The following is a 12,548-nucleotide window of genomic DNA, read 5'->3' on the forward strand; positions in this document are numbered from 1 at the left end:
GGTTACTCCAAATCAGGGGATAGACTGTTGGTGATGTAATCAGGTAGCGGGAATACGGCGTTGACTTGCCCAGTGCCGGAACTGGCAAACAATTCAGTCAGAAACTCCACTTTACCGTCATAGTTATCCCAACCGAGTAGACCTAATAACATCACTGTGTCGTGCATATTGCCTTCGCCATAACAATAATCTGCATATTCCGGCAGCATTTTGCAGAACTCTTTGAATTTGCCCTCTTTCCAAAGTTGAACCACCCGATGATCCATCTGTTCATCAAATTCTCGGGTGTAGCTATTCATGCCCTCTTCGGCGCGTTGATCATCAATAAAACGGTGAGAAAGGGAACCGCTGGCGAATACCGCAACGGTGCCATCATATTTCTCAATCGCTGTCAGAATTGCTTCTCCAAGACGACGGCTATCTTCAAAAGCATGGACAGTGCAGAATGCGGAGACCGAGACAACTTTAAAATGTCGGTCACTGTTCATGTAACGCATCGGTACCAGCGTGCCATACTCCAGTTTCAGGCTTGGGATTTCATGCGCCTGAGCGCGCACGCCGACATTGCGCGCCTCTTCTGCGATCATTTGTCCCAATTCAGGATTGCCGTCATATTCATAACTCATATCCCGGATGAAATGGGGTAATTCATTACTGGTGTAAATGCCGGAGAAATGGTCGGCACAATTGATGTGATAGGCACTATTCACCAACCAGTGCGTATCAAACACAATAAGGGTATCGACGCCCATTTCGCGGCAACGGCGACTGATCTCTTTGTGACCATCAATAGCTCCCTGACGGCAACCGTGATGCTTCCCCGGTAGTTCAGACAGATACATGGATGGCACATGTGTAATTTTGGCTGCTAACGCTAACTTACCCATAAAATCCTCATTTGATATCAGGACGGCGAACCGGAATTCACCGTGGTTAACGCTGACGGAACGGTTATACCCCCCAACGCGGGATGGGATGATCCCCCATCGAGATACAGACGTTTTTCATCTCAGCAAACACTTCAAAACTGTATTCACCGCCTTCACGGCCGGTGCCGGAGGCTTTCACGCCGCCGAATGGTTGACGCAGGTCACGGACGTTCTGGGTGTTGACGAATACCATGCCGGCTTCGATATTACGGGCCAGACGCAAGACTTTGCTGACATCTTGCGTCCAGATGTAAGAAGCCAGACCGTACTCCACATCATTTGCCAGACGCAGACCTTCTGCTTCATCTTTGAATGGCAGCAGGCAGGCGACAGGGCCGAAGATCTCCTCCTGAGCAACCCGCATACGGTTATCAACATCCGCCAGCACCGTTGGGCGTAGGAAATGGCCGTCTTTTAGGTGTGCCGGTAAATCGATCGGTTTATCTGGGCCACCTGCCAGCAATGTTGCACCTTCTTCTATTCCCAGACGGATGTAACCGGAGACTTTCTCCCAATGCGGCTTGCTGATAAGTGCGCCGATCTGAGTGGTTGGATCTTGTGGATCACCCACCCGTAAACGATTAGCGCGTTCAGCAAAACGTTTAATAAACTCAGGGTAGATACTTTGCTGAATAAAAATACGTGAACCGGCGGTACAACGTTCACCATTGATAGAGAAAATGGTGAACAGCGCGGCATCCAGTGCGCGCTCAATATCCGCATCTTCAAAGATCAGAACCGGAGATTTACCCCCTAGCTCCATTGAATATTTTTTCAGGCCGGCATTTTTCATAATCTGACGACCAGTTGCTGTGCCGCCGGTAAACGAAACCGCGCGTACATCGTGATGTTTCACCAGCGCGTCACCCGCGGTAGCACCGTATCCCTGAACCACATTCAGCACACCCGCAGGGATACCCGCTTCTAGTGCCAATTCGCCTAAACGGTTGGCGGTTAATGGGGAGAGCTCTGACATTTTCAGTACTGCGGTGTTACCTAGTGCTAAACAGGGGGCAACTTTCCAGGTAGCGGTCATAAATGGCACGTTCCACGGAGAAATCAGCGCACAAACCCCGACGGGTTGCACCAGCGTGTAGTTGAGCATTTTGTCATCAACGGGATAGGTACGGCCGTTCATTTGCTGACAAATCTCAGCAAAGAAGTTGAAATTGTGAGAAGCGCGAGGGATCAGGACATTTTGTGTTTGATGAATGGGCAGACCGGTATCTTTGGTTTCCATTGCCGCGATTTCAGGCACATTCTCATCAATCAACTCACCTAAACGGCGCATCAAGTGTGCACGCTCTTTCATCGGCAGATCAGCCCATTTGGGAAAGGCGGCCTTTGCGGCGGCAACGGCTTGATCAACCTCTTCTTGACCGCCGGAAGCGACTTCTGCCAGTACTTCGCCGGTAGCCGGGTTTGAGGTTTCAAAATAGGTTTTACTGCTGACGTTTTTGCCGTTGATCCAATGGTTAATGACGGTCATGACAGACTCTCCTCATACTCTTGCTGGCTGACAATACGGTTGACCAGACGCCCAACACCTTCAACTTCAACAATAACTTCATCTCCCGGTACCACATCGGATAATCCTTTTGGCGTGCCGGTGGCGATCATGTCTCCCGGTTGCAGCGTCATAAAGTCGCTTAGATAAGCGATCAAGAATGGAATATTGAAGATCAAATCAGCGGTTGTACCGCGTTGACGCAATTCACCATTAACCCAGGTGCTTAATGTCAGATTATGTGGATTGGGCACATCTTCTTTATCAACGAACCACGGACCGATGGGGGTCAGTGTATCGCGGCTTTTTACCCGGAGATTAGGACGATAGTAGTTTTCCAGATAGTCACGGATTGCGTAATCGTTACAGACGGTGTACCCGGCAACGTAATCCATCGCGTGTTCTTTAGCGACTTTGTGGGCGGTTTTGCCGATGACAACCACCAGCTCGGCTTCATAATGCATATATTCCACATGATCAGGGCGAACGGAAACCTGACGATGACCGGTTAGCGTATTGGCGGCCTTGATAAAAACCAGCGGTTCTTTGGGGGGCTTAAATTCCAGCTCAGTGGCGTGATCAGCATAATTCAAACCGAGGGCAAATAGGGTACCGTTTGCGGGTGGCAGCCATTGAACGGATTCGCCGTTGATTTTACTGCCATCAGGCAGGCAGACATTTTCCTGTTTATCCACGGTAACAATCAAATCGCGACCTTGATAGTGAACTCTTGCGTGTTTCATGCTTTTTCTCCCACTTGCACAACCTGATTTTCCAGTGATGGGAAACCTGCTGCCCGAATAACAACTTTGTCGCCCGGTTTGATAGCCACGCGTTGGTGTGGCGTTCCAAGCAGGATCACATCCCCCTCTATGAGGGTTGCGAAATCACTCAATGCTGCAACTAATTCCGTGGCTGAACGCACCAGATCGGCTGTTGACCAGCGATCGACTTCTTGCCCATTGATTTCGGTAATGATATCTAACGCATCAATGGATTCAGGATGGGTCATTTGGCCTATGGGGCAAAAACCATCGCGACACTTAGCTTTAATTGCCGGACGATAAAAAGCGGTTTCAGGCAGGCTGACTTCATTAGCTAATGCATAACCTGCGATATATTCGGCTGCGTTTTCAATGGCAACTTTGCGGGCGGTTTTACCTATTATTAATGCCAGCGTTGCACCGCTTTGAACCTCTTCACCTACCGGATGGGGAATCGCTTCACCGGAGGTGATAACGGTATTGCGGGGTTTAATGAACCATACGGGTGTTTTAGGCAGAGTGTTATAAGGTGCTTGCTGAAATGAGCCATGCCAGAAATCTACCTGGCTCTGGTGGTTGAGGGCTACGGCGAAGACAGTGCCTTTCATTAACGATTCCTCATAAACTTAAACGGGCGGTTTTAAGATGCATTTATTAATATATTAATAAGCTACAGGGCGCGTTGTTGCAATATGTTAATGTGTTTGTTAATTTTAATTGTGATCTCAGTAACAGTATCTCCACTAAATTTGTTTTTTATCATTATTAATCAACATATTAATCTTTTTTCGGATAAAGGCGTTACTCTTGCATTAACTTTTTATTAACTTTATTTTTAGGGCTAATTTTTGTTTACTTATTAATATTTTTATGATTTTTTCTTTGTGGTTGACTGAGGGACGTGCTAGTCTTTTTTATTGTGGTTATAGAGTGAGATAATACTTTCAACAGAGAGTAAATCAGTGATTAACTAAAATAAGAGCCTTCATTACCCATGCATGAATCTCTGACAATTGCATTACTTCAAGCGCGAGAAACCGCGATGGGTTTTTTCCGCCCAATCCTTAAGAGTCATAATTTGACTGAACAGCAGTGGCGTATTATTCGTGTACTGTCTGGTAATCGGTCAATTGATTTTTATGATTTGTCTTGCCAGACCTGTATTCTTCGTCCAAGTTTAACGGGGATATTGACGCGTATGGAGCGTGATGGCTTGATCTTTCGTCTTAAGCCGATGAATGATCAGCGCAAACTTTATGTTTCTTTAACACTGGATGGTCAGAAACTTTATGAAAAGGCGAAAGAGCAGGTAGAACAGGGATATCAGGCGATTGAAAAAGCCTTTTCGCCAGAAAAACTGGCTCAGCTTTCAGCTTTGTTGGAGGAGTTAATTGTTGTTGGTAATAACTCACTGATGAATACAGGAAAGGATATTAAATAAAATCTCCATTGAAAATGAGGGTAATGGATAATGGTGAAATTGCTGAGTAGAATCAGCAATTATCGATTTTGGTTATTGAATAATTAGCGTTAATATTTCCTGTGGGTAGATAATAAATTGCCCACGAAATAGTGTACCTGCCGGATAATGAGGGGTGAGGGTTTCCCGCAGCGCTAATGTTATTTCATTATCTTCTAGGGATAGGGCAATAATTTCAGCCGCTTCAAAGCCAAAGAACCGTTTTACTTGTGGATAAAGTGCTTTATACAAACTCTCTTTTACGGAGAAGGCAAGGGTAAATGCTTGTTCAAGTGGTAAATGACAATGTTTCAGAAGTTGAATTTCCTTGTCATTCACAATCATTTTTGTGATTTCATCTATATTTTGACGATCGACGATAGCTTCTATATCGACACCAATTAATCGGTTATGAGTTTGCGGTGCAGCCAGCACAATTGCACAATGAGATGAATGAGAAACAGAACCACAAATATTCTGCGGCCAGATTGGGGCGCGATCATGACCAGAGATCAAATTAAATGCGGGTTGCCCTAATTGTGCTAAAAGTTGTCTGGCACAATAACGTGCTGCCAGATATTCAGCCCGTCGTTTCTTAACGGCTTTAGCTAATGTAGCAGGGAAGGGGAGATTTAATTGATTGAAGAGTTCATCGTGATAATGTGAAAGATCAAAGCGGGCATGCCAGAAATGCACTTGGGGGTGTTTAACAACCGTTCCATACTCGATTTGAGTGATAAATCCGTTGTCATATTCTGGCAGTAATGCTTGATTGGTGTGTATAACTGTCTGTTCCATGTTAATTATCCAGATAAGGAAATATTGTCCAGTTTATACTGAATATCACTCATATTGAACGGTAAAATGTGCTGCAGCGTTAGCTTTTCCGCCTGTTATTCTATCATCGGTTTGGTAATAGCGGGCAGTGAAAGGTAAATTATAACGATAATCCCTGTTAGAATAACCGACAACAAATGGTTTCCCAATAGGAATAGGAGTTCCCATATATAAGATTTGCACACCAACCCCTTTTGCTGTATTTGTTGCATTAGCTCTGTTTAATTGAATAATACTCTCTGGTGTGCCACTGATTGTTCTTGCTGAAAATTTAATTGTAGGTTTAATTTTTTCTGTACATTCAATACCGATATTAAAATCAGCATGACCAGCAGTTGTTCCTTTTCCTTTAAATAAATAACTGGGAATATTACCAAAATCTACTTTCGGTGTTGAGGCTGTTGTCATACAGCCAGTAGCCTTAAATCTATATAAACCTGAATGCCTTATTGATATTAAATTTGTACTTCTTCTCCCTAATGCTACTAATTTAAACATTATGCCATTAGAGAATGTTTTTGGTATATCAATTGCTCCTGTTTTATAAAGATAGATACTAATACCGCCTATATCTTCCCAGGTAATGTTTCTTCTTGTTCCCAGATTATATGAGTAATTAGAACCATCTGTTTGAGGATATCCTCTTTCACCGATTTTTCCCCCTGAGATAGTAAAATATAAGTATAACCTATTTGGGATTATTTCTAATCCTCCTGAACCATGTGGAGTTTTAATTGATTCCACTCCGTGGAGAACACTGTCACCAAACATTAGTGATACATTGTCTTCATCACATGAAAAAATCGGGTCTTTTACACTAATACCCATTTCATTAGCTATCTGGGCAGCACTGAAAGTTGTTACATAAATACTTTTCGTATTATCTGTATTAAAACTCAGTTTAAAATTATTTAAATTAAATGCTAAGTTGGCAATTTTTGCTCTTGGGGCTAATTCACAGTCAGCGTATGAATTATAGCTACTTAGTAAAAATAGAGGATAAATTAATAACCATAAATATCGTTTCATATATATTCCTGTTGATATTTGTACTTAATTACTGACAACGTAATGAAGTCAGAATAATACCATTAATTTTTTGATATAATTTACTATCGAATTGAATATGACAGCTCTGTTTATCGCCTAAATCGGCGGTTAATTTTGCTGTGTCACTCACACCACTGAGGAAAACTTCACCCTTTTCATTCACCATGCCATTGACACTATTTGGGCCTGTAATTATCGTGCCGAATGGGAGTTTCTTACCGTGATGTTGTAAAGTTAAAAATACTCGATGACCAACACGAATAGAATAATCCGCCAATACCAAAGCTCCTTTGGTTGGAATAACCTTAGTGGTTGGATTATCAATATCTACGTCATCACCGAATGTATTGGTATCAAGGGATAACATATTTTCCCGATATTGCGATATATAAGGCACAATGGTATATCCCCGCCAATCTGTACTGATAGAGGTATTATTCAGTACCTTGGCATTGGTTGCCCCGGGGGCACGAATTAAAGCACTGGCGCCGCTTTCGCTAATATTTTGCGCCAGAGTCACGCCATAGGGATGAGCAATAATGGCACCCTCTAATCCATAATTAACCCGCTGATTTTTTCTATGATCGGTGGTATAACCTACATTAATAGAACCATATGAACCTCGGTAATATAAACTGGCGGCATTACCTGATTGTTTTTCTTTCTCTGATTTTTCGTAGCTGTAATCTTGGGAAATCATATAGTTCAGATTTTGTTGTTCCAGTAAAGAGCCGGATAATGTCATTGAATGCTGGCTGCTACCGTTGGTATTATAAGCGGTATCATAATCTACCGATGCGCTGTGATTATCTGATGGCAGCCATTTATCCAGAGGAATACTGATATTGAATGAAAAAACTTGATCATTATTAATACTTGAGCGATTACGATGATAATTGTAGCTTAATGATAAAGAGATATCATGAATATTGGTATTATAGGACATAGAATATGACTGATTCTTACGGGTTTTATCTTGCCAATAATCTTGCTGCCAGGCCGATAATGAAAGATTACCATATTGTCCTAAGTTTTGGCCCATCGTTATTTGCATCCGGTTTTTAGGCGCACTATTTCTGCTATGATCAGTAAATGGGTCGTTATTGTTGGCATCGCTAAAGCTGTAATAACCATTGGTATTGTAGCGATAACCGGCTAATGTCACCGTTGTATTGGTTTCAGTAAAACCTTTACTGTAGCGTATCTGATAAGATTGTCCGGTTTTCTTTTCTCCGTTTGAGAAATGGGTTGCTGCATTGGTGACATCGATTGATACCGCACCCATTTTTCCCAGATTATGCCCTAAACCTAATGCATGGCTTTGATAGTCAGAAGAAATAATCACTCCACCATAAATGGTGGTGCTATCCCATAACCCATAAATAGCTTCTGTCTGAATAAATCTTTTTTTACTGGCCTGTTTACCACCGCTGAATTTACCGATATTAGCAAAATATTTCATTTGGCCGGCACGGATCATTAATGGTGAGGCAGCAAAGGGCTGAGTAAATTTTCTGATATTGCCATTTTCTTCATAAATAGATATTTCCAGATCACCATTCAGGTTACTGGGGTAAATATCAGTAATTTCAAAAGCGCCTGGTGGAACAAAAGTCTGATAAATAATATTATCTTTTTGGTGCACTTCTACTCTTGCGTGAGTCATGGCAATACCGCGGACAACAGGTGCAAACCCCTGCTGGCTATCTGGCAACATTTGGCTATCAGACATCAATTTAATGCCATTAAACGTGAAACTATCGAATACCATGCTATCGGTGGATGTTTCACCCAATACCAGACGAGATCTTAATGGGCGAATATCCCGTTCAGCATAGGCTTTAAGCGATTGCCATTCAGATGTTGTACCCGTATGGTTGTAGTAACTATTATGACGAATTCGCCACGGACCTAAATTAAAGCCACTACGTAAATTCAGATATTGATTCTGTTCACTTTGATTTTTATTCCAGGATTGCATTCCTGTCAGATGATAATTGGTGAAAAACATAGGCAGACCATCATCCCACTGCTCAGGGGAGATATCTCCCCTGATTTGCGATTGCATGGCCGCTTGCGGAAAATTCAACATCAGCGTAAGAGCACTTAAATCCAGTTCTGCTGACGCTTGTTTAATATATTTCTCAGGTTGAGAAATGATTTCTTGTTCAGCAAGTGATGCTAATTCTGGGAAGCTTGCTATTTTTACCCCGATTTCTTTCAGTAAACGGATAGATAATTCAGGACAAAGTTTCTCACCACAGTCAATAAAGGATAGGCTTTTAATGCCAATATCCCTTTTATTGACGATAACGTTAACTTTATAGATACCTGGAATATGGGCGTCCGTTTTTGCCAGACTCTCCAGATTAATATTTTCTCTGTCTTCGTCTGATAATTGTAATGCATTGATGTCGAAATACAGCTCTGCATATGCTGGCAACGATAAACAACAAATCATTAAAGCAAAGCTAATTATTTTTTTCACAATACACTCATCAGACAATATTATCAGAAATTAAACTGGCGCTCTTCTGTTGTGCCACCGTAATCATTGATAGCAGTCAGAGTTACGCTTTTTATGCCATTTTTGGTTGAAAATACCTTATGACTAAAAGGGGGAATAAATCCGGGTTTAGGTATTAATGTTCCGTTAATTTTCATCTCATTAAGATTAACGTAATAAGCCGTGGGGTTAGTTAATTGAACACCATGGGCATTACGTGATGCTGCCAAACGATTAATGGCATCATTAGCCTCGTTATCAGATAACCCGGATGGACGATAAATCAATTTGATAATATTTTTTATCGTGATGATCATCTTGCTATTGTCATTTTTTTCAACGGCCGGGATCGCATTGACATTAAGTAAAAATATCGACTCCCGATCCGCAGGCAGATGATTGCCGATATATGAAACACGGATCTGGTGTTCGCTCTCTTTCGACATCTTAAACAATGGCGGTGTAATAACGAACGGTACTTTATTTTGACTGTTATCGATATTATCTACCCACGACTGTACAAGATAAGGTCTTTCTGTATCCGAGTTGGTGATAGAAATCGTGGCTTCTTTTTGTGAGCCATTATAGATCAGGCGAGTTCCGCCTAAAGTAATCCCTGCTTGTACTTGTCCCATAAAAAAGATAAGTAAAAAGGGAGTAATAAAGCGAAGCATTTTTACTCCTTTGGTTATAAATAATATTTTGTTATAAGTTAACTTCAATAAAATATTTAACTGGTTTTATGGATATATAAGTGTGAAGTTTACGTCTGCATTAATAGTACCATGACCTATTGTAGTATTGGTTGATTGTAATTTTGCTATAAGAGGGATGCTGGTACTTCCTTTTGTGATTGTATAACCAGATACTTTGCTGTTAGCATTTATTTTAGTTGTATTATTATTTTTAGTCAGTTGAATACCGACGCCGGAAACTCCTGAAGAGTACAGAGTATTATCATTGGAGTCTTGAGTACCGAAAAATTGGATATCTATATCTGAACCGGGGCAATTGGTTAAATCAATTTTAAATGACTGAGCAGCCGCGGTGGTTCCCGTTGTGTTCTTAAATCTTTCTTTTGGTATTTTACCAAAATCAACTTCTTGATCTTTTCCGCTGCTAATAGTACAGCCGTTCTCAAGAATAGTACCTCGGAATTTAATTGTTCCATCATAAGATAACGCACTGAAACTACTGAAAACTGCTAATACCGTCACTAAAGAAGCCAAAATAAAATTCTTTTTCATTTAAAAATACCTTACCTTAATAAATATGTTTTTTAGTCTTGTCTATACAATAAAGATATATATCTGACCATTAGGATAGTTTAATGGTTGATAATATCATTGAAGTCATTTTTATCATAGTATATACCCGTCATCTTTCAAGCCGCCTCTTTGTTGGCTGCACTCACTCACCCCGGTCACATCGTTATCTATGCTCCCGGGGATTCGTTCCCTTGCCGCCGCGATGCATCTTGAAATCCATAGGGTATATAATGCAATCGCATTTTTAACCATTTTTTTCATATATCTTTAGTTTATCCTAATTTAGTCATTGTTTCCTACCATGTTATAGTCTGTGTATTTATATTCATATTGTTGATAATAAATTTCTGATATTGATTTTTGATATAGAAAAGAATGGTTTTTTCTCTGAGATATCATCTATTATTGTAAGCTTATTCGTGTTGCTAATAATGATTCTTATTTCTATTTAAATGCTTGTAATGCTATAGCATGATAAGTACCATATTGATAGCAAAATTCTTGTAAAGTACTGCTAATAACAGTGAAAAACGCTTATAGGTAAAGTGTATAGCACATATGGATAAACTTATCTTCACTATTTTTATTGAAATGGAGATTCAATAACGATATTAACAATAGTAATCTATAGCTACTTAACACACTAGTATCTTACTCAAAGAAAGTGAATATTCTGATTGGGAAAATCGCAATATGTAATGCCGTCGTATTAACGATATTAATACGATCGGGTAAATTGCCATCTTAACCGCGATTAAGATAACGAAAATTTCTTCTTATTTTTCTTCGGATTTTAAGTTGAATTCCAATTCAGAGTTTCGTCTTTGCTTTAGTTTTATTCTCACTCGACGGAAAATAGTATTAACTAAAATATGATCTTTTTCAACAACTTCAACAAAAAAATTGTATTTTTTTTACAATTAATAAAAATTTCTTTCTATTTCATTACGTTATAAGATTAAATTAATCGTTTGATTGAGTTAATTCAACCAAGAAATAATAATGATGTTTATTTAATGTCTCATTTTTCATCATTATATAAATTAGACAAATTGATTCATTTTTGTCTTATTATTAATTCGGATATTCTATTGCTATCGATGTGTCTGTATATTTTATCATCAAAATCATTAATCACAGTTTTAGTCAGAGAAGGAATTAATCGGGCTGGAACAACTGTGTTAACAAGATGTCAACCCCTGTTATCTGATGTGGACATTTAGCATGCTGATATCGAAATAGTAGTAAGTCACGTAATGAAAAATTAAGTCATGGAAGGTATTGAGGTTAATAAGGCTAATTTTCCAGATACCTGAGTTGTAGTGATGGGACATAAAGGTGTTCTATCAGGTAGAGGTAACACAATTCTGTTTTGGTTATATTGCTGACAATGGACATATTTTTTGTTAGCTTCTTTCAGCGGCAATGTTGTTATTTCAACGGATGTTATTTTTCGCTACACGATGATTATCCTAATTGCTGAAATATCATCAGGGGCCTGTTTGTTATCCATATGAAATGGTGATAGCGATTACATAACGCCATTTCCCACAGTCAAATCTGGTGGAGTATGGGGGAAGTATTTACGCTGTTTTCCTCCGCGTAGCTATTTTGCTTTGCCTTATTTGCTGAAAAGCAAAGGATGTATTGTCAATAATGCGTTTGTGTCGGGACTAGGCGCTGATTGGGAAGGCCTACACTATTCCCCAGTCTCCCCAGTCTCCCCAGTCACATAGTTATCTATGCTCCCGGGGATTCTCTCCCTTGCCGTCGCGATCCATCTTGAAATCCATTGGGTATAAATATTCATTAAATTTCAAAAATAAATTAATGAAATTATTTTATTTTTTTATTAATTTATAAAATAAATTACGTAAACTATAATTCAAAGTTAATAGTAATAAACATAAAAAATAGTGGTGAAAATAGTATTGTGAAAAACAAGTGATTAATTTTCATTTGATGAAAAATGTGACTGGTGTCAAAAAAATAAATATTTTTTACCATAAAATGGTTAACAATTAAAATTTATTTAACTACTCTTAATTTGGGCGTTAAAAATATAAAAAACTGTTATTGCAAGGTGGGGGAATTATCACCTAAATTATAGTAAAGTATAATTATAATTAAGCAGTGTAGATATAATGATCATTTATTTTTTTGAAATGACATTTTATTCTGAGCTATTTTTAAACTAAGTTTTTTATAAAAATGTGAACCTAATTGTT

At 39.6% G+C, this 12,548-nt stretch carries 10 protein-coding genes; 1 reads left to right on the plus strand and 9 read right to left on the minus strand.

Features of this window, described 5'->3' with window-relative positions; translation table 11 throughout:
- Window positions 1-2 precede the first annotated feature (2 nt).
- The 4 genes from hpaD to SLS51_RS09325 form a co-directional block, all read right to left on the minus strand.
- On the minus strand, window positions 3-887 hold the full coding sequence (gene hpaD / locus SLS51_RS09310) for a 3,4-dihydroxyphenylacetate 2,3-dioxygenase (protein WP_323837630.1): 885 nt from the start codon (window positions 885-887) through the stop codon (window positions 3-5).
- A gap of 64 nt (window positions 888-951) precedes the next feature.
- Window positions 952-2,418, minus strand: coding sequence for a 5-carboxymethyl-2-hydroxymuconate semialdehyde dehydrogenase (hpaE, locus tag SLS51_RS09315; protein WP_323837632.1), 1,467 nt, complete (start codon window positions 2,416-2,418; stop codon window positions 952-954).
- Complete coding sequence (locus tag SLS51_RS09320) at window positions 2,415-3,179, minus strand: fumarylacetoacetate hydrolase family protein (RefSeq protein WP_323837634.1); 765 nt, start codon at window positions 3,177-3,179, stop codon at window positions 2,415-2,417. Before SLS51_RS09320 ends, hpaE begins: the two co-directional genes overlap by 4 nt.
- Window positions 3,176-3,808, minus strand: a complete 633-nt coding sequence (locus SLS51_RS09325) for a fumarylacetoacetate hydrolase family protein (protein ID WP_323837636.1) — start codon at window positions 3,806-3,808, stop codon at window positions 3,176-3,178. The genes SLS51_RS09320 and SLS51_RS09325 overlap by 4 nt, the downstream gene beginning before the upstream one ends.
- Window positions 3,809-4,194: 386 nt before the next feature.
- Here SLS51_RS09325 and hpaR point away from each other — a divergent pair, with 386 nt between their 5' ends.
- Window positions 4,195-4,641 (plus strand): homoprotocatechuate degradation operon regulator HpaR, encoded by a 447-nt coding sequence (gene hpaR, locus SLS51_RS09330; protein WP_323837638.1) that lies wholly within the window; start codon window positions 4,195-4,197, stop codon window positions 4,639-4,641.
- Between the two features lie 72 nt (window positions 4,642-4,713).
- Here the strand turns inward: hpaR and SLS51_RS09335 are convergent, their stop codons facing one another.
- The 5 genes from SLS51_RS09335 to SLS51_RS09355 all read right to left on the minus strand — a co-directional run bounded on the left by SLS51_RS09335 (window position 4,714) and on the right by SLS51_RS09355 (window position 10,299).
- Entirely contained in the window at window positions 4,714-5,457 is a 744-nt protein-coding gene (locus SLS51_RS09335; RefSeq protein WP_323837640.1) for a 4'-phosphopantetheinyl transferase family protein, read from the minus strand.
- Between the two features lie 45 nt (window positions 5,458-5,502).
- Window positions 5,503-6,525, minus strand: a complete 1,023-nt coding sequence (locus SLS51_RS09340) for a fimbrial protein (RefSeq protein WP_323837642.1) — start codon at window positions 6,523-6,525, stop codon at window positions 5,503-5,505.
- A gap of 28 nt (window positions 6,526-6,553) precedes the next feature.
- Complete coding sequence (locus tag SLS51_RS09345) at window positions 6,554-9,034, minus strand: fimbria/pilus outer membrane usher protein (protein ID WP_323837644.1); 2,481 nt, start codon at window positions 9,032-9,034, stop codon at window positions 6,554-6,556.
- A gap of 23 nt (window positions 9,035-9,057) precedes the next feature.
- Window positions 9,058-9,726, minus strand: coding sequence for a fimbrial biogenesis chaperone (locus SLS51_RS09350; RefSeq protein WP_323837646.1), 669 nt, complete (start codon window positions 9,724-9,726; stop codon window positions 9,058-9,060).
- 66 nt (window positions 9,727-9,792) lie between these two features.
- Window positions 9,793-10,299, minus strand: coding sequence for a fimbrial protein (locus SLS51_RS09355; RefSeq protein WP_323837648.1), 507 nt, complete (start codon window positions 10,297-10,299; stop codon window positions 9,793-9,795).
- Window positions 10,300-12,548 lie beyond the last annotated feature (2,249 nt).

The organism is Photorhabdus africana (assembly GCF_035181445.1).
Classification (GTDB): Bacteria; Pseudomonadota; Gammaproteobacteria; order Enterobacterales; family Enterobacteriaceae; genus Photorhabdus; species Photorhabdus laumondii.